This is a genomic window from Burkholderia sp. Bp9004, from assembly GCF_003858025.1.
Lineage (GTDB): Bacteria > Pseudomonadota > Gammaproteobacteria > Burkholderiales > Burkholderiaceae > Burkholderia > Burkholderia diffusa.
In genome coordinates, this window is record NZ_QTQD01000007.1 from 110603 (window position 1) to 134177 (window position 23575).

Genomic DNA, 23575 nt, shown 5'->3' on the forward strand with positions numbered 1-23575 from the left:
AGACCGGACTCAATCACCTGCGGAAAGCAACGGATCGAGGGCGCGTCGGGGAATACGCCGCCCAGGCCTTGGAAACCGCCGGAAACGTCGACCGGGCGAATAGGCGACGGCATCGTCCGCGCAAAAAGAATCACATGACAGCATTTGGGGAATAAAAATGAAAGACCAGAGCACGCCGCGGCTCGCATGCCGCGAAGAAGACCCGCAGTGGAATCGACGCGTCAGCGTCATCCGTTCAATCCGTATTCATGCCCGGGACGGTTATTTCGCCGTTCTGCTCGATCGCGCCATTCGCCAGATCGCAGCGCGCATGCATATCGCACGCATCAGCTCACCGACAATCGTTCGCCCGGCCAGGCTCGTACCCTGCCGTGTGCGTCGCTGAGCGCAGCATCCGAATCCTTGAGTTGTTCCGGCAGTACCCGCTCCCCGCGTCGATCCCCGACAACGGGTTTTTATAGTAGTGCGAAAGGAGAGTAGCCATGTCCACGTTCATCACGAAGATCCGCGGTTTCGTTCAAGACGAACAAGGCGTGACGGCCATCGAATACGGCCTGATTGCCGCACTTATCGCAGTCGGCCTCGTTGCAGCGCTGACGTTGGTCGGAAACGACCTCAAGACCGTCTTCAACACGATTGCAGACGATCTCAACGCAGCGATCTGAATGGCGGGGCGGCGAACGGCGGGTCCGGCCCGTTCGTCGCCATCCCGTCACTCGTGCAGGGCCGGACACTCAACCAACAGATGTCGAACGGAGCGAACGGCGGATGACTCGGCCGGTGCACTGCGCGAGTCTCCCCGCTCTTTCGATCAACCGAATCGGAGGCTGTCATGCGGACCAGCGGACGTGCGGTAGCGGTATCGCGATGGATCGGCGACGAGCAGGGGGTGACGTCGATCGAGTACGCGCTGATCGCGGCAGTGTTCGCCACCATCGTGCTGGGAAGCGTGGTTACCCTGAAGGGTTCGGTTCAAGACGCGTACAACATGATCGCGGCAATCGTGACCGCGGCGGTCAATACCGCACTGGGTCAGTGATTCCGACTATTACAGCCAATCGAGGTTCGCCATGTTGCCTGCCGCACTGCCTCACCCGGTCCCGTTGTGCGTGACGCTGCTCGTCGTCGTCGCGGCCAGCACGGACATCACGAGCCGACGCATCCCGAACCGGCTCGTCGCGATCGGGCTGGCCGGCGCGCTGATCGCCCAGTGCGCGCTGCACGGGGTCCAGGCGGGCGCACTCGCGTGGCTTGCCGGCGCGGCGACCGGCTTCGGCATGCTGCTGCCGTTCTATCTGATGCGCGGAATGGCTGCAGGCGACGTGAAGCTGATGCTGGCGATCGGCGCATGGGTCGGCGCACAGATGGCGTTCTACATCGTGCTGGCCACGTTTCTGGCCGGCGGGATCGGCGCGATCGGCCTTGTGCTGCTGCGCGGGCGCATGCGCCAGATGTGCGCGAACGTCCGGGCGCTGATCGCGCATCGCTCGATCCGCGCGTATGCAGGGGCAACCGACGGCCCCATCGAAGTTGCGTCGGTCGGCGCGTTGCCGTATGGCGTGGCAATTGCCGCCGGCACGCTGGGCATGCTGTTCGCTTCGTGCGTCTAGCGCGACGAACCCGCAACGAGGATGAAACGCACATGAACACGATCCCCACCGAACCGAAGCGCGACGCGCAGGTTGCACACCTGCCGCATCCGTCGCCGTTGCGGGAGGCGCATGCGAAGCCGGGCACGCAGTTGCCTGCCGCGCCGCGCTCGCTCGAGGAAACCGGACTGAGCCAGGCATTCGTCGCAGGGCTCGTGCTGAAGTCGACGCTGGTGCTCGGCCGTCCGTCCTACGGCGACCTCATCGAGCGCCACTGCCTGCCGCTCGCGGTGCTCGACGACGTCTTCGCGTTCCTGGTGCGCGAGCATCTGGTCGAACTCACCCATCGCGGCAAGACGGATCTCGACGTGACGTTCCGCCTGACCGACGCGGGCCGCGTGGCCGCACTCGAGGAGTGTGCGCGCAGCACGTACAGCGGGCCCGCGCCGGTGACGCTCGACGCGTATCTCGACTGCGTGTCCACCCATTCGGTGCGCAAGCTGCACGTGGCTCAGAACGACGTGTGGGCCGTATTCGAAGGCATCGTGATGGACACGTCGGTACTCGACTCGGCGGCCGCCGCGCTGAACTCCGGCCGTCCGCTGCTGATCTACGGCCCCGCCGGCAGCGGCAAGACCTTCCTCGCCGAGCGGCTCGGCGCGTTGATGGGCGGCCACGTACCGGTGCCGTATGCGATCTATGCGGCCGGGGAAGTCATCCAGATCCACGATCCGCTCGTGCATGTCGACGCGCCGTTGCAAACGGAGGGCCAGTCGGTCGATCGCCGCTGGCGCCTGTGCGAGCGGCCGGTCGTGATGTCCGGCGGCGAGCTGACGCTTGACGAACTCGACCTGCGCCGCGATGACGCGGCGGGCTTCTACCAGGCGCCGCCGCACATGAAGGCGAACATGGGCATGTACATCATCGACGATCTCGGCCGCCAGCGTGTCGAGCCGCGCGACCTGCTCAACCGCTGGCTGCGTCCGCTCGATCGAGGCGTGGATTTCCTGACGCTCGAATCCGGCAATCGATTCGTGCTGCCGTTCGACGTCTGGCCGGTGTTCTCGAGCAACCTGGCGCCGGAACAGTTCGCCGACGACGCATTCCTGCGCCGGCTCGGTTCCAAGCTTCACGTCGGCGCGCTGTCGATCGACCACTACCGCGCGGTGTTCGACGCCGCATGCGAGTCGCTCGGACTGGTGTCGAGTCAGGACGCCTTCGACTATCTGCTGCACCGGCTGCACCTGCCGACCGGCAAGGCATATCTCGCATGCTTCCCGATGGATCTGCTGCGCCTCGTCGCCGCCGGCGCGCGGTATCGCGGCGATCCGCTCGAGGTGACGCACGACGCGCTGCATGACGCATGGGCCAGTTATTTCGGCACCGCGCCCGAGCGCGACGGCGGATATCTGCCGCCTGCCGAGCACGGCGGTCACACGTACATAACCGGTTGAGCCGTTTCTTTCACGATTCGTTGAGGAGCATTGCCATGAAAAACAGTCGAGCGCTCATGATGCTGATCGTCGCGATGGTCGCGGGCCTTGCCGCGGTCGTGTTCGCGTCCCGCTGGTTGATGAATACATCCAGCAGCTCGGTCACGTCGGTCGCGGTGGCGACCACCGACCTGAACCTGGGCGAGCCGCTCGGGCCGAACCAGATCCGCATGGTGAGCTGGCCGTCGGGCAGCGTGCCGACCGGCGCGTTCACCGACACGAAGGAACTCGAAGGGCGCGTCGTGCGCACGAGCCTCGCACGCGGTGAACCGGTGATCGAGTCGAAACTCGCGCCGGTCGGCACGAAGGGCGGGCTGTCCGCCGTGATCGCCGACGGCAGCCGTGCGATCACGGTGCGGGTGAACGACGTGGTGGGCGTCGCGGGCTTCGCGCTGCCGGGCAACTACGTCGACGTGATCGTCAACACGCAGGAACAGCAGGGCAAGACCGACGGGCAGAGCATCTCCAAGATCGTGCTCGAGCACATCCTGGTGCTGGCCGTCGCGCAGCAGGTCAGCCGCGACGACACCGCACCGAAGGTCGTCAACGCGGTGACGCTCGAAGTCACGCCCGATCAGGCCGAACGCCTCGACCTCGCGCGCAGCGTCGGCACGCTGTCGCTCGTGCTGCGCAACCAGGTCGACCAGAAGACGCTGACGACCGATGGCGCGACCAAGCTGACGCTGCTCGGCAAGGCTCCGGTACCCGACGCGACGCCCGCACCGGTACACGAACGCGTACGGACCGTGCGCGTGCACGTTGCGTCGCACGCGGCACCGGACGCACGGCACGATTGTGTAGGCGTGCTGACCGGGGTACGGGGCAGCGTCGAATGCTTTTGAAACCGTAGAACACACATCCAGATAAACAGATTAACCAGATCGGCCGCCGTCAGGGCACGGCGGCCTTGGAAGTCGACAACCGGCCGCTCGCCGGTCACTCGGGGGATCAGACGAAATGAAGATCAATCCGCAATATTCAGGTACCGGCCCGGTGCGCACGCGTATCGCACGGGGCACGATGATGGCCGCGATCCTGTGTACGGGGTGGCTGACGGTGTACAGCGCGCTGGCCCAGGAAGGCGCGGAATCGGCTGCGCTGATGAAGGGCGGCGCGAGCGCGCCGGCTGCCGTCGCCAAGGGGCCGATGCAGATGACGATCAGCATGGCGCCGGCGCCTGCCGCCGCGGCTGCCGCATCGTCGGGCCCGCTGCGCGGACCGAATTGCGTGGGCGCGGTGCGCGAGTCGACCAGCGTCAGCGTGCCGCTCGGCAAGTCGCTGCTGGTGCCGATGCCGGAGCCTGTCCGCAACCGGACCATCGGCAACCCGGCCGTCGCGCAGGCGACGATGGTGTCGCCGCAGACGCTGTACATCCTCGGGCTGTCGGTCGGCACGACCAACATGATCGTGCAGGGTCGCAGCGGTGCATGCCGCGTGATCGACGTGGCGGTCGGCGCGGACGCCGGCGGCCTGCAGGCGTCGCTGATGCAGCTGATGCCGAACGAGCGCGACATTCACGTATCGACCGCCGCCGGCACGATCGTGCTGGCCGGCACGGTGTCGAACTCGCTGGCCGCGCAGCAGGCGGTGCAGATCGCTCATGCGTACGGCGACAGCGCCGGTGACGGCGGCGGCAAGGGCGCCGGCGTGCTGAACATGCTGGCCGTCACGTCGCCGCAGCAGGTGATGCTCGAGGTGAAGGTCGCCGAAGTGTCGAAGACGCTGATCAACCAGATGGGCAGCGCATTCAACATCCAGGGCGGATTCGGCTCTTGGAGCGGTGCGCTCGTCAGCAACCTGCTCGCGGGTGTCGCGAGCGCCGGGATCTTCAACAAGGCGAACAACAAGCCGTTCAGCATCGCGGCCGATGCGCAGAACACCGACAACCTCGTCAAGATCCTCGCGGAGCCGAACCTCGTGACGATCAGCGGCCAGGAGGCGACATTCCTTGCCGGCGGCAAGATCTTCATCCCGGTGCCGCAGAGCAGCGGGACGGGCACGTCGTCGATCACGCTGCAGGAAGAGGAGTTCGGTGTCGCGCTGAAGTTCACGCCGACGGTGCTCGGGAACGGCCGGATCAGCCTGAAGGTTGCGCCGGAAGTGTCGGAGCTGTCGCAGACGGGCGTCACGCTGAGCGCGACCAACATCGGCGGCACCTCGATCCTGCCGCTGATCACGACACGGCGCGCGTCGACGACGGTCCAGATGGGCGACGGCGAATCGTTCGCGATCGGCGGGCTGATCAAGGACAACGCGAGCGGCGCGCTGAAGGCGATTCCCGGCGTCGGCGAGGTACCGGTGCTCGGCGCGCTGTTCCGCAGCACGTCGTTCCAGCAGGACCGCACCGAGCTGATCTTCGTGATCACGCCGCACCTGGTGAGGCCGCTGCAGACCGCCGACCTGCCGCTGCCGACCGACAGCTTCTCGAAGCCCAACGAAGCCGACGTGTATGCGACCGGCAACATGGAAGGGCGCAAGGGTGTCCGCAAGGCGGGCGCGCAACCGGCGAACGGCGCGATGGATGCACCGCAGACGCCGGCACCTGCTCCCGCGCCGCAATCGGCTGCGCCGGCCGCACCGGCCGCCGCGCTGCCCGCTCCGCGTGCGCCGCAGCCCGCCGACACACCGGCACCGGTGCCGGCGCAGCCTGAGAAGCCGGCGGCTGCAGCGGCCGCCGCGGCAGGAGCGGTGAACGCCGAGCCGGCGCATGCCGCGCAGTCGCAGCCGAAACCGCAACCGCAGGCCGATGCGGCCAGCGCGGCACGGATCGCGCGCATCGAAGCCGCTGCCGCGCGTCTCGCGGCGGCTGGCTCCGACACGCCGGCCAAACCCGCGCCGCATTCGAAGAACAGTCTGCCGGCCGCCGCCCACGCGCAGATCGCGCGGGCGAATGCGGAACCCGCGTCCACCGATCGTTGAAGCCATCCAAGGGGAAGCTCATGAAATCCGCCTACCTCGTATTCGTGCGCCGTGCGGCGCTCGCCGTCCCGCTCGCGTTCGCGCTTGCCGGCTGCATGTCGTCGACGCCGGTGTGGGACAGTCGCTTCGGCGACTCGGTCCGCGCCGTCACGCAAGCCCAGATCATCGATCCGCATGCCGCCGAACACGCGGCCTCGCGCCCGGGGGTCGACGGCAGCGCCGCCGCGGCCGCGCTCGACAACTACGACAAGTCGTTCAGGCAGCCCGAGCCGAAAGCCAATGCATTCGTGATCGGGATCGGCAAGTCGTCGGGCCAATAACACAGGCACGCTCAGGGAGAACGCCATGTCCAGCGCAGCTCGTCATCCGAAACTCACGCGTCGAGGGTTGCATCGCCAGCAAGGCGCCGTCGCGATCATCGTCGGTCTCGCGCTGGCGGTGATGATCGGATTCGTCGGTCTCGCGCTGGACCTCGGCAAGCTGTACGTCACGCGCAGCGAACTTCAGAACAGCGCCGACTCATGCGCGCTGTCCGCTGCGCGCGACCTCACGTCGGCCATCAGCCTGCAGGTCGCGGAAGCGGACGGCATCGCCGCCGGCCACTCGAATTTCGCCTTCTTTCAGCAGAACGCGGTGCAGATGCAGACGGATTCGAACGTCACGTTCAGCGATTCGCTGACCAATCCGTTCCTGACGAAGACGGCGGTCGCCACGCCGGCGAACATCAAGTACGTGAAGTGCACGGCGCAGCTGACCAACATCGCGCACTGGTTCATCGAGGTGCTCAACACGATTCCCGGTGTGCAGGTCGCGAACGCGGCGCAGGTCTCGGCCAGCGCGATCGCGACGGTGGGCGCCGGGCAGACCACCTGTGCGATCCCGGTGTTCGTGTGCCGCGCGGCGGCCGCCGCGCCGTACAAGGTCGGTGACTGGATCTCGTCGCCTTCCGGCTCGTCGTCGACGTACGGGCCCGGCAACTTCGGCTGGGCCGCGCTCGACGGTTCGACCAATGAAACGACGATCGCCAGCGAACTGTCCGGCAATACCTGCAACATCACGTCGCCGCCCACCCTCGGTTCGACGGGCCTGAAGTCCGCGTCGCTGCGCGCGTGGAATACCCGCTTCGGCATCTACACGAACGGCGCCAACGGCTCGAGCGGCCAGCCGGACTTCACCGGCTACGCGTACGTCGGCCCCAACTACGGGCCGCCGGGAACCGCGGGCATCGTCGGCGACGCGTACAACCAGTTCGTGCTCGATCGTGCGAGCTTCAAGTCCTACCAGGGCGATGGTGCACCGCCCGCCGGCAGCGGCATCGCGACCAACGGAACCGCCACGGCAAGCAACTATCAGATGTTCGGCGGCGACCGCCGGGTCGCGCTCGCCCCCGAGGGCGACTGCTCGACGCTGAACGGGGCAAGCAACCAGCTGACCGTCACGCAGTGGGACTGCGTGCTGATGCTGGATCCGCTGCCGTTCAGCCCGGGCGCCGGCGGGGTCGTCGCGCATCTCGAATACCTCGGCTCGGCGTCGTCCGGCAGCACGCCTTGCGCGACGCACGGTTTGCCGGGCAGCGGCAGCTCGGTCGGCCTCAAAGTGCCGATGCTCGTTCAATAGAGGAGACGCGATCATGAAAAGGCTCCCGATTCGCCGGTCGCGCATGCGCGGTGTCGCCGCGGTCGAGTTCGCGCTCGTGCTGATGCCGATGATCGTGCTCGCGACCGGTGTGGCCGAGTTCGGCCGCGCGATCTATCAGTACGAGACCCTCACCAAGGCGACGCGCGACGCGGCGCGCTACCTGTCGGTCTATCTGCCGGCCGACAGCGCGTATCCGCTCGCGGCGGCGCAGTGCCTGGTCGTCTACGGCAACACGACCTGCGGGTCTGCGGGCACCGAGCTGGTGCCGGGGCTCACGACATCGATGGTGATCGTGTGCGACGCCGCGCATTCGAGCGATTGCGCCGACGCGTCCGATCCACCGCAATTCGCGAACCTGCCGACCTACGACGCGACCAACAACGCGGCAAGCGGCACGGCGACCGGCAGCATCAACGTCGTCGAGGTGAAGGTGAAGGGCTATAAGTACCAGCCGATTCCGGCCTACCCGGGGCTGTCGTCGATCACTTTCGGCAACATCGTCACCGTGATGAGGCAAGTGTCATGAACCCGCGCTCCTGTCTGCCGTCGCGCCGTCGCGCCCAACGCGGCGCGACGATCGTCGAATTCGCGCTGATCGCATCGATCCTGATGATGCTGCTGATCGGCGTCTTCGAATTCGGGCGCGTGCTGTTTTACTGGAACACGGCGGCCGAGGCGATCCGGCTCGGCGCACGCACGGCGATCGTCTGCGACGTGAACGCCGCCGGCGTCGTGAAGCGAGTGAAGTCGCTGATGCCGATGGTGTCGAGTGCGAACGTGTCGGTGAGCTACACGCCGTCGGGCTGCGACGTGAGCTCCTGCTCGTTCGTGACCGTCAGCATGACCAACTTCACGGTCAAGACGATGATTCCGCTCGCTAGCGTCTCGATCACGATGCCGCCGTTCACCACGACGCTGTCGCGTGAAAGCCTGAATTCATCCACGGGCGGCACCGCCTGTCAATAATCGAACCGACGAGGCACAGCCATGATCAATATCCTCGTAGCTGCCGACGATACCGCCCGGCTCACGCAGATCGCGCGCCTGGTCACCGACAGCGGACACTATCGCGTGACACGCGCGCATGGACGATCGTCGCAGATCGAGAATCGAACGGACGGACTCGATTCATTCGACATCCTGCTGATCGACGGCGCGACGACCGATGCGACCGAGCTGTCGGCGCTCGAGCGCATCTGCCGGCTGCACCCGGGCCTGACCTGCATCCTGGTGACGGCCGACGCGGCGCCGAACGTGCTGCTGGACGCGATGCGCGCCGGCGCGCGCGACGTGCTGCAGTGGCCGATCGACCCCGCGGCGCTGGCCCGTGCGCTCGAGCGTGCCGCCGCGCAAAGCACGCGACGCGACGCCGAAGATACGCGCTTCGTGTCGTTCATGTCGTGCAAGGGCGGCGCGGGCACGAGCTTCGCCGCGAGCAATGTCGCGTACGAGATCGCTGAAGGATATAAGCGCCGCGTGCTCCTGGTCGATCTGAACCAGCAGTTCGCGGATGCCGCGTTCCTCGTCAGCGACGAGACGCCGCCGTCGACGCTGCCGCAGCTGTGCGCGCAGATCGAGCGACTCGACGGCGCGTTTCTCGACGCGAGCGTCGCGCACGTGACGCCGACCTTCCACGTGCTGGCGGGCGCGGGCGACCCGGTCAAGGCCGCGGAGATGCGCGAGGATGCGCTCGAATGGATCCTCGGCGTCGCGGCGCCGCGCTACGACTTCGTGATCTTCGACATCGGCGTGAGCATCAATCCGCTGTCGATGATCGCGCTGGATCGCAGCGACCAGATCCAGCTCGTGCTGCAGCCCGCGATGCCGCACGTGCGCGCGGGCCGCCGGCTGCTTGAGATTCTCGTGTCGCTCGGCTACCCGACCGACCAGATGCGGCTGGTGGTGAACCGGATGACACGCGCGGGCGAACGGTCCCGCACCGCGCTCGAGGAAGTGCTCGGCCTGCATGCGAGCAGCACGATACCCGACGACGCCGATACCGTGCGCGAAGCGCTCGACCTGGGGCATCCGGTCTCGCGCGTCGCACGCAGCGCAGCGGTTACGCGTGCGTTGCAGGCCTGTGCGAAGCAGATCGTCGAAGGGGACGTGCGCACCAGGCACGACGCGTCCAGCAGCGAACCGTTGATGTCCCGGCTGTTCGGCCGCAAGGCCACGCCGAAGCTCAAGTCCATGTGAATCTTTCGGGGAAACCATCATGTCATTGCGCGAACAGATGTCCTTGTACCGGACGCAGCCCCAGGCGACGAGCACCGATCCGGCGGGTGCGACGCATTCGTCGGTACGCGACGCGTACCAGAGGCTGCGCCGTGAAATTCACTCGGCGGTTCTTGAACGGGTCGAGCTGGAGCGTCTGTCACGCCTGCCGCAGGAACAGGTGCGGCAGGAAATCTCGGCGCTGATCTCGCGCATCCTCGACGAGGAGCGCCTGCTCGCGAACGACATCGAGCGGCGCCAGCTCGTGATCGACGTGTACGACGAAATGTTCGGTTTCGGCCCGCTCGAGGCGCTACTGCGCGACCCCGGGATCTCCGACATCCTCGTGAACACGTACCGGCAGGTCTATGTCGAGCGCGCCGGCCAGCTCGAGCTGACCGACGTGACGTTCTACGACGACGCGCACCTGATGAAGGTGATCGAGAAGATCGTGTCGCGGGTCGGGCGGCGCATCGACGAATCGACCCCGATGGTCGATGCGCGTTTGCCGGACGGCTCGCGCGTGAACGCGATCATTCCACCGTCGGCGATCGACGGGCCGCTGATGTCGATCCGGCGTTTCGCGGTCAACCCGCTGAAGATGGACGACCTCGTGAGCTACCAGAGCCTCACGCCGCCGATGGCGGAGCTGCTCGATGCGCTGGCCAAGGCGAAAGTGAACGTGCTCGTGTCGGGGGGGACGGGCAGCGGCAAGACGACGCTGCTCAACATCCTGTCGGGCTTCATCCCGCGATCGGAGCGGATCGTGACGATCGAGGACGCAGCGGAGCTGCAACTGCAGCAGCCGCACGTGCTGCGGCTGGAAACGCGGCCGCCGAACATCGAGGGCAAGGGCGAGATCACGCAGCGCACGCTCGTGCGCAACGCGCTGCGGATGCGGCCGGACCGGATCATTCTCGGCGAAGTGCGCGGCGCGGAAGCGCTCGACATGCTCAATGCGATGAACACCGGCCACGAAGGCTCGCTCGCGACGATCCACGCAAACACGCCGCGCGACGCGCTCACGCGGCTCGAGAACATGATCAGCGTCGGCGGCCTGACGCTGCCGCCGAAGACGATGCGCCAGCAGATCGCGTCGGCGATTTCGGTGGTGGTCCAGGCGACGCGGCTTACCGACGGCAAGCGCAAGATCGTCAGCATCCAGGAGCTGACCGGGATGGAAGGCGACATCATCAACATGCAGGAGATCTTCACGTTCAAGCGCACCGGCATGGATCGCGACGGGACTGTGCGCGGACACTTCTGCGCGACCGGCGTGCGGCCGAAGTTCGCCGAGCGGCTGCAGTCGTTCGGCATCAACCTGCCGGATTCACTCTACGACCCGGCGCAGCGTTACGAGACGAAGTGACGACGCGCCGTCGTCTGATTCCGGGGAGGTCTCATGGACTCGATATTCTATGGTTTTGTGATTCTCACCTTCGTCGCGGTGGTGCTCGCGATCGAAGGTGTCTATCAATGGTGGAACTCACGCCACGGTGCCGCGGCACGCCGGATCGAGTCGCGCCTGCGCGCGATGTCGGCCGGCGGCAGCGTGCAGCAGGAGCGGCTGTCGATTCTCAAGAAGCGGATGCTCGACGAATCGAAACCGTTCGACCGGCTGTTGATGCGTATGCCGCGCGTGCAGTCGGTGGATTTGCTGCTGCAGCAATCGGGGCTCGACTGGACGGTGGCGAAGCTCGTCGTGTACACCGCGGTGTTGCCGGTGACGGCGATGCTCGTCCTGCTGTTCACTCCGTTGCCCCTGATCGCCATGTTGCCGATTGCGCTGCTGACCGCGTGCATGCCGGCAATGTACGTGATGCGGCATCGCAACCGGCGGATGCTCAAGCTCGAGCGCCAACTGCCGGATGTCTGCGACATGATCGCGCGCGCGCTGCGCTCCGGCCACTCCTTTACGAGCGCGCTCGGGATGGTCGGCGAGGAGTTTCCCGATCCGATGGGCGGTGAATTCCGGATCACGTTCGACGAGATCAATTACGGCGTATCGCTGCACGATGCGCTGGTGAACCTTGCGACACGCGTGCCGGCCCATGACCTGCGCTACTTCGTGATCGCGGTGCTGATCCAGCGCGAGACCGGTGGCAACCTGGCCGAGCTGCTCGACAGCATCGCATCGCTGGTTCGCGAGCGCTTCAAGCTGTTCGACAAGGTCCGCGTGCTGTCGGCGGAAGGGCGGCTGTCGGCCTGGATCCTCGGGCTGCTGCCATTCGGCACGGCGGGCATGATGGCGGTGTTGAACCGGGAGTTTCTGTCGGTGCTCTGGCAGGATCCGGCCGGCATCAAGATGGTCGGAGTGATGCTGGGGTCGATGGCATTCGGCATGCTGTGGATCCGACGCATCATCCGGATTCGCGTCTGACGCGTGTCTCAGGCTTCACGAACCGATTCGAGGCTGTCATGCAAAACCTGAGCGTAGTACATACCGTGATGCTGGCCGGCTTGTTCATCTTCGTCGCCGGCGGCGTGCTGGTCGCGATGCTGCTGTTTGCGCCGCGCAACATGGAGCGCCGGATCCAGCAGGCGAGCGGAGCAAGTGTAGGCATCGGCGCCGGCGCGGGCGATGGCGGCGGGCAGCCATCGCGCTGGGTCGCGAAGCTCGTCGAGCTGTCGCAACCGATTTCCCGGCTGTCGGTGCCGCAGGAGGGCTGGGAGAATTCACCGCTGCGGATCCGGCTGATGAACGCCGGCTGGCGCGATCCGAACGCGGGCGCGCTTTACTTCGCGGCGAAGACGGTACTCGCGCTGGCGCTGCCGGGCGTCGCGCTGCTGGCGCTCGCCACGACCCGGCTCGCGGGTCAACGCATGCTGCTGTCGTTCATCCTCGTCGCGCTCGCCGGGATCGGCTACTACGTGCCGAACATGATCCTCAGGCGGCGGATCGCGACGCGTCAGCGAGTGATTTTCGAGGACTTCCCGGATGCGCTCGACTTGATGACCGTATGCGTCGAAGCAGGGCTCGGGCTCGACGCGGCGCTGATGCGGGTGAGCGAGGAACTGCGCTTTCGCAGCGAAGTGGTCGCGGGTGAACTCGACTTGCTGCTGCTCGAGATGCGTTCCGGGTTCACGAAGGAAACCGCGCTGCGCAATCTGGCACTGCGGACCGGCGTCGAGGATATCGAATCGTTCTGCGCGATGCTGATCCAGGCCGATCGCTTCGGCACCAGCATCGCCGAATCGCTGCGCGTGTTGTCCGACATGCTGCGCACGCGACGGCGGATGCGCGCCGAGGAGCGCGCCGCGAAGATCGCGCTGAAGCTGCTGTTCCCGCTGATCTTCTGCATCTTCCCGGCGCTGATGTGCGTATTGCTCGGGCCGGCGATGATTCATGTGTATCGCGTGCTGCTGCCGACCTTCACCAGTATCGGGCAGTAAGCAGCGGCGCGGGACTGCCGCGCGAACCGGATGTACGTGCCGACCGGGCATTGCCGGGCCGGCACGGTCACCGTCTTCATGGGAGGCTCCTTCTCCCCCCGGGCGGCGCCGCGACACAGGTCGATCATAGCGGCGTCAATGCAACCCGGACCCATGGTCGACCATGGAGACAGCCGTAGTCCACTGCCCGCGCGGGTGGCCCCCTACGACTAACCTCGAACGCAGTCGCGGCGGCGCGCCGACCGGACTGAAAGCGGATCCGACAGGTCCGATCTGCACGGCTGAATCCATCCGTGTCGATAACGCGAGCGATTGTTTACCGAATTGCCGGCCGGCGCAGGCAGTCGCCGCGCGGCCGCAGCGCCCTCGGGCCGCCAGCGGTGGCATGCGCCAGCCGATGACGCGGCACGTATCCACAGATGCCGCTGCCGATGCGCGTCATCGTGCCCGAAAATCTCCTTGAAATCGTCGATTCGAATTCCTACGATTATTCAAAATCAGGCTTGAATGGAGCTGCGAACGGGACGATCGCCCCGCGTCGCGGAAAGAACGAACACAACGCCTGAAATTGAAGCGGTTGCCCGACGATACGGGCAACAGGCCAGTCAAGCACGATCGGGGCCGGGGGAATCATGAACGAACACGCAGCGCGATGCACGCCGCCTGACGCCTCATCGAGCAGGCGACCACCCGCGTGGACCGAACCCGCGATGCCGCCGGGCTACGGCGCGCGTCGTCTCCCTCCCGATTACTGACAGCCGGCGCGCGCAACCGCGCCCGGAACACCGCTTTCTCACCGACATCCTGTGCACCGACGCACACGCGTATCGGGCCGCTCGCGGCCGGCGTGGCGACGCACGTCGCGCACTCGACGACCGACATAACAATTCGAACGAGGGACGCAGCATGGCCATCCGTGTGCCAGTGACACGCCGGACTTTTCTGAAGCTCGCCGGCAGCGGCGCCGTTGTCGCCGTTTCGGTTACGCATTTGCCGGCACTCGTACTCGCCGCGGGCGAGACGCAGGCCGATGCGGACGGCCCGAGCTGGGCACCGGTGCCCGGAAAGGCGCGCTGGCGCATCGATGGCGTGCCGAAGGTAATGGGCCAGAAGATCTACGCGCGCGACTTCAAGTCCCGCGACTTCGTCGGCTGGCCGCAGCAGGAGAACTGGCTTTATGCGCTGCGCTGCGACCGGGTCGACGCGGTGTACCAGGGCTACGATCTCGGCGTGCTGCCGCACGAACTGCAGCCGATCGCCATTGTCGACAACGCGTTGCTGAGCGCGCGCAGGATCAATCTTGCACCGCGGCCCGATCCGATCGCGAACCAGGACATCTACTGGCTCGCGCGAGTGGGTCATCCGGCGGACTGCTACGGGCAACCGGCCGCGCTGTTGATCTTCGCGAACTTCGATATCTATCGTCGCGCAAGGAAGCTGCTCGATTTCAATCGCGGCGTGATCCGCTACGGCGCGGCGGTCGGCGCCGGCCAGGCCGCACCGGTCGTGCCGTATTCGCCCGTGACCGTCTACGTGCGCGACGACGCACGGCGGTTCAACTACGTCGACAACTACGAGGCCGACAGCACCGGCAAGCCGACCGCGAAGTATCTGGAGGAACGCGAGGCGGCGGTTGCCAACATCGATGCGACGATTGCCCACCACGCGGCCGCCGGCACGTGGATCGGCATTCGGGCGACGGGTGACGACGGGTTCGAGACGCCGGCGATGGATCCGATGTTCATGGAGCCCGAAGCGGGACTCGCATGGTACGACGCGTCCGCCTCGAAGATGAGCCTCGTTCTCGGCACGCAGTCGGCGAACGACGATGCGATCGGTGCGTGTGCGATGTTCGACGGCAGCAACGTCCCGGTCAAGGAGGCCCAGGTCATCGCGTGCTACCCGGGCGGGGGTTTCGGCGGACGCGACAAGTCTTATTTCCCGCTGTATCTGGCTCTTGCGGCGCCGTTCGCGAAGGGCGCGCTGCGTTGGCAGCAGTCACGCTACGAGCAATTCCAGGTTGGCCTGAAACGCTGCGAGACGCAGTTCTCCGAATCGCTGTGGTTCGACCGCCGCGGCAAGCTCGAAGCGATCACCTGCGATTTCCTGATGAACGGCGGCGGGAAGAAGAACCTGTCGCCGTACGTCGCGCAGCTTGCCGCGTTGAGCGCGATGAGCTGCTACGAGATTCCGCGGGCACGCGCGCAGGCCGCGTCGACCTACACGCGGGAAGTCTTCGGCGGTTCGCAGCGCGGCTTCGGCGGGCCGCAGGCGTTCATGGCGATCGAGACGCTGATGGACGAGGCTGCACGCCGGCTAGGGATGTCGCCGTTCGAGATCCGGCGCGCCAATCTGCTCGGCAAGGCGCCCGCTCTCGGCAAGGGCCGCGCGATCACGGGCGCGCCGATCCTGTTCGACCTGCAACTGGACGCACTGCTCGACCGACTCGAACGTCATCCGTTATGGCTCGAGCGTGAGCAGATTCGTGCCGAGCGCAGCGCGCGCAGCCTCCGCTACGGTGTCGGCCTCGCGATGGCGAACGAAGCGTACGGCACCTCCGGCGACGGCATGTTCGGCATGGTGCAGATCCTGCCCGACGGCAACCTGCGCGTGGTCACGCCGTACACCGACATGGGCAACGGCGCGGCCACGACGCTCGGTCTCGCGCCGGCCGAGTTTCTCGGGCAAAACGCGCAAACGATTGCGATGAGCGAGATCGGACCGTTCAACGCGCTCGGGTTGCAGCGTTCGAGCAATCCGCCAGACGACAGCAAGTACGTGTGCTACACGTACGGCTCGTCGAGCGCCTGTCTCGGCGCATTTCATCAGTACCACGCGGTCAAGGGCGCCGCGCAGGTGCTGTTTCTGCAGAGCGTGCTGCCGGCCGCGCGCGCATGGTGGGGCGTACCCGTGCGTGCGGAGGACGTGCACTGGACCGATCGCGCACTCGCCGCGAACGGCCTCGCACCGATTCCGTGGGCGACGCTGCTCGGCACGATCAGGAAGCTCGGCCTGCAGACGACCGCGGCCGTGCATGCGAGTTATGCCGGGTATTTCTGGAAGGGAACCTATCCGTTCGCGTCCGGCAGTGCGCAGATCGACTACGACTACGTGGCGGTCGGCCTCGATCCGTATCACCTGACGCCGTTGAAGCGCGTGCTGCAGCCGCCGCCGATCAATACGACACTTTACGGGCGCACGACCTATGCGCCGTCGGCGACGCTCGTCGCGGTGTCCGTCGATTCGGCGACCGGGCGCGTGAAGGTCGAACGCGTGGTGACGGCAGTGAGCGTCGGCCGGCAGTTGTCGCCGGAGCTCGTCGAAGGGCAGTCACAGGGCGCGGTCGCGATGGGTATCGGCAACGTGCTGACCGAAACGTGTCCGCTGGGGCCGGACGGGCCGGGCGGCGGCCGATGGAATCTGGATCGCTACGAGGTCACGCGGCTGCCGGACATCCCCGTGCAGGAGCTGATCGCCTTACCGCCGCCCGGCGGCGATCCCGCGAATGCACGCGGCATCGCGGAAGCGGTGATGTGTCCGATCGCGCCGGCGCTGCTCAATGCGCTCGCGATGGCGACGGGGCGGCGGTTCCGGGTGACGCCCGTGACGCCGGAGAAGATTCGGGAGGCACTGCAATGAGCAATCCGGTCCGGATGATCATCAACGGCAAGCCCGTCGAAGCGGACGCGGCCGACGCGGACATGAACCTCATCGACTTCCTGCACGAGCGGCAGGACCTGACGGGCACCAAGCTGTGCTGCGGCATCGGCGTGTGCCGCGCGTGCACGGTCGGCGTGCGCAATGCGCCCGATGCGCCGATGGAAAAGACGCTGTCGTGCTCGACCCCGGTCAGCGCGATGGCGGACATGCACGTGTACACGATCGAGGGGCTCGCGCAGGGGGGCGCGCTGTCGCCGCTGCAGCAGAGTTTTCTCGAGTCGTTCGCGTTCCAGTGCGGCTACTGCGCGTCGGGTTTCCTGATGGCCGCGACCGCGATGCTCGATCATCTGCGCGCGCAGCCGGTGCACGAGCGCGATCTGGACGCGATGATCGAAACCTGGGTGGGCGGCAACATCTGTCGTTGTACCGGTTATGTGAAGTACATCGAGGCCATTCGCAAGGTGGCGATACGCTACACGAAGGGGGCGGCATGACGATGAGAAACTGCGTCGTCGCGCTGGCGACGATGCTGGCCGCACAGGTCGCTCCGGTCGCACCGGTCGTGCCGGTTGCGCTCGCGGCGGCAAACGGCGATACGTCGTTGCACGAGTATGCGCAGCGGTGCACCGACGAAATCGGCGAGATTCCCGCGTTCGACTGCAATGACGGCACCGATGTGCCGATCACCGTCAACGGCCGCGTGCCCGTGCGCTACGCAGCACACATGACGTGCGATCGCCCGGCGCTGTTGCCCTATGACGCGCCGACGTCCGGACAGTGCACACCGTATTCGAAGATCCTCGACCTCTCGCACGGCGACACGCAGATCTCGGCGTTTTGCCGCCGCAAGCAGATCCGTGCGAATCGGAGCCCGTATTACGACGAAGTCGACATCGTGCTGCATCATGCGGGCAACGGCAAGACCTGCTGGTTTCATGCGGAGCAGGGCGGCGCCGCCGGCATGAACGCGGCGCGCGTGCCGCCGCCGAACGAGACGACGCCGCCGCCCGGCCATCCGTCCGCGGCGGAGTTCTGGTGGAAGCCGGCCGCGACCGCGACGAAGCGCTGCGTGTCGTGTCACGACGCGAGCCCGGTCATGTACAGCCCGTGGATCGGCCAGGTCTGGAGCAAGGTGCCGACCGATCCGTGGGGCAAGTACGTGAATCTCGGCGCCGACTTCGCGTCGTGGACGTCGCACGCGATCAGCACGCCGGGCAATACCTGCATCGGCTGTCACCGGATCGGCGATCAGAACAGCTGCAAGATCTACGTGCCGCTCGCGGCCGGTTTGCTGCCGCCGCCGAAGGGAAGCAACGCGCGTGCGAGCCGGTATCCGATGACGCACTGGATGCCGATCGACAACAACAAGAGCCTGTATGAATGGAATGCGGCGAACGCGAAGTCGGTGAGTGACCTGCTGGAATGCTGTTCGGCACGCGGCAAGGACGATCCGAAGTGCAGTTTCACGCCGGCGGCGCAGGCGGCCAAATAGGTCGCGCGCGGGTTGCGCGCCGGACCGCCACGGCGCCTCTCGCTCGCCCCACCGGCGGCCTTGCCGGGCTCGACCATGACGATACGCGCGGATCGCCTCGGCCGGTGCAGCCACGGTCATGTGATGCGCCGGCCGATGAGCGATGCGCGAGAAAAACCGGGGTAGTAGAAGTTGCCATCCGTCATACGTACCCGCGGTGCGGTGTCACGCGTCGGTGTTTCGCCTACTGAAAGTGATGCACGTACCGCAGCACCATCCGCGAACCCTGCGGCCGGTTACGGGCATGGACTTCGAAGTACGCGTTGAACATCAGGTGATCCTGGGGCGAGAAGCTGTACATTGCACCCGGTCCGATCGCCAGCACGGCTTCCCGCGTGCCGGACACATCCTGACCGTTCACCTTCATGTCGGTGGTCTGGCGCAGCCAGTAGCCGTTGAGACCCAGCCGCAGCCCGGGCCGCACTTCATACTCGGTCGCAAAGTTCGCATGAACGGCCTGGCCGGCCTGCGTCGACGTCACGTCCGGCCCGAGCGCGGTCGCCGGCTCGTGATTGGCCGCATTCCACAAATAGTGCAGACGCCACGACACGGTCCACTTCGGCGTGATCCAGAACGTCGCGGCCCAGTACGGATCGAACGACCAGAAATGGCTGCCCGGATTGATCGCGCGCGTCGGATCGTATGCACCGGTTGGCGCAATGAACTGGAACTCCAGCCGCTGCGCGAAGCGCGGCCCCTGCGCGCCCATCACCGGATCGAACTGGATGAACGGTCCGACCAGCAGGTCGCCGAATCCGGCACGCGAATTCAGCGCGACGTTGCCGATTCCGTCGTTCGTATGCACGGAGGCCACCCACGGCAGGATCACGTCGAGCCCCGGATGCATGCCGCCGAACGTCAGCGGCGACTGGTAGACGAGCTGGCTCAGCCCCGCGAACAGGTCGATGTCCTGCTTCGGCAGCCCGACCTTGTTGCCGGCGTTGTCGTTGACGCGTCCAGCGGTGTAGTACGTCAGATACTGCGTGCCGTACCAGCCGGAGCCGGCAGGCGGCATCCCGTCGAGGAAGCTGGTCATCCCCAGGTTGACCGACGGCAGGTCGGTCGCATGCGCCGGCGCGGGGCCGGTCAGGCCGACTAACCCGAGACCTGCGATCGCAAGCAGGCGAGAGCCGAATTTCATCATCACCACCTCCTGAATATTTATTTGTATAACTAATCAAGCGACGCGAGAAAGATCGGGATGTGCGGAGATCGCGCGATACTGCCCCGCATGGAACACGAGCGGCGCTTTTCCGAACGCATCGAACTGCTCGATCTGTCCGATGAACAGCAGATGGTCGCCGCCTTCGTAATGGCCCACGTTGCGGCACACGAAACGCGCGCTTGCGCCGTCGAGACAAGGTACGCCGCCCGCATCGGCTTCCACGTACGACACGCCGTCGAACTTGTCGGCGCTCGGTGTCGCGAAACGGCGCGACAGCTCGATCTGGTCGTGCGCGAGGATATTGATCGCGAAGTGCGTGGCCGCGACGAAGTCGGGGCGGCTCGGCGCGACCTTGCGCAGGCTCCACAGCACGAGCGGCGGGTCGAGCGACAGAGACGAGAACGAATTGGCGGTGAGGCCGACCTTGCGTCCGTCCGCCGAACGCGTCGTGATCACGGTGACGCCGGTCGGAAACTGCCCGAACGCGGCGCGCAGTTGCTGCGGGTCGAGGCCCGAAATGCAGGTCGCGGTGGTGTCCATGTCGCTTACTCCGAACGTGCGGCGTGTTCGCGGATCAGCGCCGCACAGGCCGACGGTTCGAACCACCACGGCGCGAATTGGCGCGGATCGTCGAAGCCATTGACGAGCGTCGCGGCCAGCGACGGCAACTGGCCAGCGGCACCGAGCAGTTCGAGGATGTGCGGTGGCGGGGGGGTGAGCAGCGAGTTGGTCCAGCGCACGACGTGCTGCGCATAGGACCAGTAGCGCTCGAACGTGTCGTGCATCCAGCCTTCGTCGAACGGCTGGCCTTCGCGTGCGAGGATGGCGTCGCCGTATACCTTCGCGCATTTCGCCGCATTGTTCGAACCCTGGCCGGTGATCGGATCGTTGACGACCACCGCATCGGCCATGCCGAATACGGTCCGGCCAGACGGCAGGCGGAAGAACGGCTTGCGCACGGTCGGCGTGAAGCGGCCGGACAGCGTGCCGTTCGGATCGGTGAGCTCGACGTCGCGGCAGCGCTCGAATTCCCACGGCACATATTGCTGCAGGAACGACAGGCTGCGGTCGAGATGCTGCTCGGGCGTCTTGACGTCGGCCCAGCAGTCGAGCGGGCCGCCGGGGATTCCTTCGAACACCATGATTTCGCACGGGCCCGTCGTCGTCAGTGCGGGAAAAACGAAGTATTCGCCGATGCCGGGCAGGAGGTTGAAGCGCACGCGCGAATACGGCTGGCTCGGCGTCATGCCTTTCACGTAGGTGAGCGCAAGCGCGCGTTGCGGGCGCTCGAATGCGCTGCGTGCGTCGTCGCGGCCCAGCAGGTGCACGATTTCGCCCTTTCCGGCCGCGAGCAGCACGAGATCGTGGGTGAGCGCGAGGTCCTCGAGTTCCGGCACGCCGACGTCGCAGATGCGCACGTCCGCGCCGCGGCGCCGGATCGCGTCGAGCCAGTCGGCCATCTTCACGCGCTGGTCGACCGATTGTGCGTAGCGGGTCAGCCGCGACGACCAGTCGATCGCCTTGCGGCCGTTGCCTTCCGGATGCGGCACCGCGATGCCGATGCCTTCGACGGTCGGGCACGCTTCTTCCCAGGTGTTCAGGCCGAGATCGCGTTCGATCTGCAGTGCGGTATGGAACATGCACTGGCTCGACATGACCTTGCCGGCGCGGATCTGTTCCGCGTCGCGGTTGGTCGCGAGCGTGACGTGATAGCCCTGGTCGAGCAGCGTGAAGGCGAGTTGCAGGCCGGCCTGGCCGGCGCCGACGATAGCGATGCGTTTCATGATGAAATCCTTGGTAGAACGAATTGCATGAGGCGAAGTATGGGCGGGAGAAGCGGCTTCCGGTTATTCGGCCAGCCGCGGAATCGCGGGCACCGCCTGCTCGGGACCCATCGCGGAGTAGCCGCCGTCCACCGCGTAGTCGGCGCCCGTCACGAAGCTCGCCGCGTCGCTGCACAGGAACGTGACGACCTGCGCGACTTCCGACGGATCGCCCACGCGCCCAAGCAGATGAAACGGCGCGGCCACGCGGTCGGTCTTCGCGCGGTCGCCGTGCGTGAGCTCGTCCATCACGCGCGACCACGTCCATCCCGGCGACACCGAGTTGACGCGAATCCGGTCGCCTGCGAGATCCATCGCCATGCTGCGCGTGAGCTGGCGCATCGCGGCCTTCGAGGTCGGATAGAGCCAGCGGCCGGTCTGTGCGCATTGCGCGGAGATCGAACTGAAGTTGACGATCGCGCCGCCGCGCCGCTTCAGAAACGGATGAACGGCCTTGACCAGCATAGCGGCCGACACGACGTTGACGTCCATCGCCGCCAGCCAGTCGTTGCGCGTGGCCTGGATCCCGTTGTCGACGTAGCTGCAGGCCAGGTTGATCAGCAGGTCGATCGCGCCGAAGCGTTCGGCGACCGCCGACACCGCTCGGTCGATCGCGCGGTCGTCGGTGATGTCGGTCGCGATGAACATCCCGCGTTCGCCGAGCGTGTCGGCGACGCGCGCGCCGTTTTCCGCATCGAGATCGAGGATCGCGACGCACGCGCCGGCGCGGCCTAGGTCCTGCGCGACGGCGGCGCCGATCAGCGTCGCGCCGCCGGTGACGATCGCGACTTTGCCAGCAAGGGCAGTCATGGTGTGTCTCCTGGAATGATTGAGTGAAGGCGGCGCGCGTTGCGCGCGCTGCATGCGTATCCGTCGATCACGCGCTGTCGTGCCAGCGCTGCATCAGCCTGTTCGACGGCACGGTTTCGTCGAGCAGCTTGCGCGCCGTTTCGACACCGGCAACGGGCAGCCCGGCCGCGTCGAGCAGGCCGATCTGCACGAGCACGCTCGCCTGGTCCCAGTAGATGTGTTCGTGATACAGCTTGTCGCCGCGGAACTTGACGATCGCGACGAGCGGAATCTCGACACGCTTGCCGGTCGGCGCGACGCCGGGCAGCATCCAGTCGATCTCGGTCGTGTGTGTGAAGCAGAACAGCAGTTCGTCGACGATCTGGCTCGCGCCGACCGTGCGCGAGATCGGCGTGATCGTCGTGTCCGGCGGGTTCGCATGCACGAAGTGATGTGTGTAGAAGCGCTTGAGCTCGTCGTAGCCCACGCCGCCCGTCAGCGTCGGAATATGGTTCACGTAAGGCTGCGCGACCATCGTGGCCATCGTCGCGTCGACGTTGCGCGTGTCGAACTCGTGCCGGAGGTGTTCTTCCCACAGGGCGGACAGATCGTAGTGCGGGCCGAGCGCCGCGCGAAACGCGGCGATCGCGCGCTGGTGCGCCATGACCGCGGCGGCCTTGTCGAAATGATCGCCGCCGACGCGCGCGAACGCATGATCGACACCCGGGTAGACGTACACTTCGACGCCGTCGCGGCCGGCCAATGCAGCGGCGATGCGCTGCTGCGCGTCGGGCGGGCAGAAGCGGTCCTGGGCGGCGATCTGCAGCACGAGCCGGCCGCGCAGATGGGCGGCTTCGTCGAGCGCGTGCTCGATCCCCACGCCGTAATAGCTGACGGCGGCGGCCACGTCCGGCAGCCGGCACGCGGCGAGATACGCGAGCTTGCCGCCCAGGCAGTAGCCAAGCACGCCGGCCTGGCCCGTGCATTCTGGCCGTTGCATCAGTACGGCCAGCGCGGCGGCGATGTCCTCGACGCCCTTGTTTTCGTCGTACTCGCGGTACAACGCCATCGCGCGCTCGAAGTCGGCCGCCGTGTAACCGAGTTCGATGTTGGGCGCCTGGCGCCAGAACAGGTCGGGCACGAGCACCGTGTAGCCTTCCTCGGCGTAGTAATCGGCCACGTCGCGCATCGTCGCGTTCGCGCCGAAGATCTCGTGACACAGCACGATACCCGGCCCCGTGCCGCCGGCCGGCGTGCTCAGGTATGCGCGAAACGTCCCGCCGTCCGGCGACGGGATGTCGATGTGTCGTCCTTTCATGTGTCCCTCCGTTCTGTTCGTGACTGGCATGGGCCCAGTATTG

The 23575-nt window shown here is 66.4% G+C and carries 24 protein-coding genes; 19 read left to right on the forward strand and 5 right to left on the reverse strand.

Annotated features, from left to right (window positions below; genetic code table 11):
• The first annotated feature begins 157 nt into the window (after positions 1–157).
• The 19 genes from DIE08_RS10745 to DIE08_RS10830 all read left to right on the forward strand — a co-directional run bounded on the left by DIE08_RS10745 (position 158) and on the right by DIE08_RS10830 (position 18398).
• Entirely contained in the window at positions 158–385 is a 228-nt protein-coding gene (locus tag DIE08_RS10745; protein ID WP_124627423.1) for a hypothetical protein, read from the forward strand.
• A 97-nt stretch (positions 386–482) separates the two neighbouring features.
• On the forward strand, positions 483–665 hold the full coding sequence (locus DIE08_RS10750; protein ID WP_059599676.1) for a Flp family type IVb pilin: 183 nt from the start codon (positions 483–485) through the stop codon (positions 663–665).
• A gap of 167 nt (positions 666–832) precedes the next feature.
• Positions 833–1039: a Flp family type IVb pilin gene (locus DIE08_RS10755; RefSeq protein WP_059599675.1), complete on the forward strand. Its 207-nt coding sequence runs from the start codon at positions 833–835 to the stop codon at positions 1037–1039.
• A 31-nt stretch (positions 1040–1070) separates the two neighbouring features.
• A complete protein-coding gene (locus DIE08_RS10760) occupies positions 1071–1610 on the forward strand; it encodes a prepilin peptidase (protein WP_124627426.1) in 540 nt (179 codons plus the stop codon).
• 32 nt (positions 1611–1642) lie between these two features.
• On the forward strand, positions 1643–3043 hold the full coding sequence (locus DIE08_RS10765) for an ATP-binding protein (protein ID WP_124627428.1): 1401 nt from the start codon (positions 1643–1645) through the stop codon (positions 3041–3043).
• A gap of 35 nt (positions 3044–3078) precedes the next feature.
• A complete protein-coding gene (gene cpaB / locus DIE08_RS10770; protein ID WP_124901871.1) occupies positions 3079–3924 on the forward strand; it encodes a Flp pilus assembly protein CpaB in 846 nt (281 codons plus the stop codon).
• A 115-nt stretch (positions 3925–4039) separates the two neighbouring features.
• The gene (locus DIE08_RS10775; protein WP_124901872.1) at positions 4040–6001 is read left to right on the forward strand and encodes a type II and III secretion system protein family protein; all 1962 of its coding nucleotides are present in this window, start codon (positions 4040–4042) and stop codon (positions 5999–6001) included.
• 20 nt (positions 6002–6021) lie between these two features.
• Positions 6022–6321, forward strand: a complete 300-nt coding sequence (locus DIE08_RS10780; RefSeq protein ID WP_059599670.1) for a hypothetical protein — start codon at positions 6022–6024, stop codon at positions 6319–6321.
• A gap of 25 nt (positions 6322–6346) precedes the next feature.
• On the forward strand, positions 6347–7618 hold the full coding sequence (locus DIE08_RS10785; protein ID WP_124901873.1) for a pilus assembly protein TadG-related protein: 1272 nt from the start codon (positions 6347–6349) through the stop codon (positions 7616–7618).
• A gap of 13 nt (positions 7619–7631) precedes the next feature.
• Complete coding sequence (locus DIE08_RS10790; protein ID WP_124627436.1) at positions 7632–8165, forward strand: TadE/TadG family type IV pilus assembly protein; 534 nt, start codon at positions 7632–7634, stop codon at positions 8163–8165.
• Complete coding sequence (locus tag DIE08_RS10795; RefSeq protein ID WP_059599667.1) at positions 8162–8605, forward strand: TadE/TadG family type IV pilus assembly protein; 444 nt, start codon at positions 8162–8164, stop codon at positions 8603–8605. Before DIE08_RS10790 ends, DIE08_RS10795 begins: the two co-directional genes overlap by 4 nt.
• Before the next feature lie 21 nt (positions 8606–8626).
• Positions 8627–9835, forward strand: a complete 1209-nt coding sequence (locus tag DIE08_RS10800; protein WP_124627438.1) for a CpaE family protein — start codon at positions 8627–8629, stop codon at positions 9833–9835.
• A gap of 19 nt (positions 9836–9854) precedes the next feature.
• Positions 9855–11222: a CpaF family protein gene (locus DIE08_RS10805; protein WP_124627440.1), complete on the forward strand. Its 1368-nt coding sequence runs from the start codon at positions 9855–9857 to the stop codon at positions 11220–11222.
• A gap of 33 nt (positions 11223–11255) precedes the next feature.
• On the forward strand, positions 11256–12233 hold the full coding sequence (locus DIE08_RS10810; RefSeq protein WP_124627442.1) for a type II secretion system F family protein: 978 nt from the start codon (positions 11256–11258) through the stop codon (positions 12231–12233).
• Positions 12234–12271: 38 nt separating this feature from the next.
• The gene (locus DIE08_RS10815; RefSeq protein ID WP_124901874.1) at positions 12272–13246 is read left to right on the forward strand and encodes a type II secretion system F family protein; all 975 of its coding nucleotides are present in this window, start codon (positions 12272–12274) and stop codon (positions 13244–13246) included.
• A 419-nt stretch (positions 13247–13665) separates the two neighbouring features.
• Positions 13666–13812, forward strand: coding sequence for a hypothetical protein (locus DIE08_RS35615; protein ID WP_185633808.1), 147 nt, complete (start codon positions 13666–13668; stop codon positions 13810–13812).
• A gap of 424 nt (positions 13813–14236) precedes the next feature.
• Positions 14237–16885, forward strand: coding sequence for a xanthine dehydrogenase family protein molybdopterin-binding subunit (locus DIE08_RS10820; RefSeq protein WP_260436507.1), 2649 nt, complete (start codon positions 14237–14239; stop codon positions 16883–16885).
• Positions 16882–17400 carry a (2Fe-2S)-binding protein gene (locus DIE08_RS10825; RefSeq protein ID WP_124901876.1) on the forward strand — a complete coding sequence of 173 codons (519 nt, stop codon included), beginning with the start codon at positions 16882–16884 and terminating at the stop codon, positions 17398–17400. The genes DIE08_RS10820 and DIE08_RS10825 overlap by 4 nt, the downstream gene beginning before the upstream one ends.
• A complete protein-coding gene (locus tag DIE08_RS10830) occupies positions 17397–18398 on the forward strand; it encodes a hypothetical protein (protein ID WP_124901877.1) in 1002 nt (333 codons plus the stop codon). The genes DIE08_RS10825 and DIE08_RS10830 overlap by 4 nt, the downstream gene beginning before the upstream one ends.
• A gap of 223 nt (positions 18399–18621) precedes the next feature.
• Here the strand turns inward: DIE08_RS10830 and DIE08_RS10835 are convergent, their stop codons facing one another.
• The 5 genes from DIE08_RS10835 to DIE08_RS10850 all read right to left on the reverse strand — a co-directional run bounded on the left by DIE08_RS10835 (position 18622) and on the right by DIE08_RS10850 (position 23532).
• Positions 18622–19581 (reverse strand): transporter, encoded by a 960-nt coding sequence (locus DIE08_RS10835; protein WP_124901878.1) that lies wholly within the window; start codon positions 19579–19581, stop codon positions 18622–18624.
• Between the two features lie 33 nt (positions 19582–19614).
• A complete protein-coding gene (locus tag DIE08_RS35620) occupies positions 19615–20142 on the reverse strand; it encodes a flavin reductase family protein (RefSeq protein ID WP_185715850.1) in 528 nt (175 codons plus the stop codon).
• Between the two features lie 5 nt (positions 20143–20147).
• Positions 20148–21386, reverse strand: coding sequence for a styrene monooxygenase/indole monooxygenase family protein (locus DIE08_RS10840; RefSeq protein ID WP_185715851.1), 1239 nt, complete (start codon positions 21384–21386; stop codon positions 20148–20150).
• Positions 21387–21449: 63 nt separating this feature from the next.
• Positions 21450–22235 carry an SDR family oxidoreductase gene (locus tag DIE08_RS10845; protein ID WP_124901879.1) on the reverse strand — a complete coding sequence of 262 codons (786 nt, stop codon included), beginning with the start codon at positions 22233–22235 and terminating at the stop codon, positions 21450–21452.
• A 67-nt stretch (positions 22236–22302) separates the two neighbouring features.
• On the reverse strand, positions 22303–23532 hold the full coding sequence (locus DIE08_RS10850) for a dienelactone hydrolase family protein (RefSeq protein ID WP_124901880.1): 1230 nt from the start codon (positions 23530–23532) through the stop codon (positions 22303–22305).
• Positions 23533–23575 lie beyond the last annotated feature (43 nt).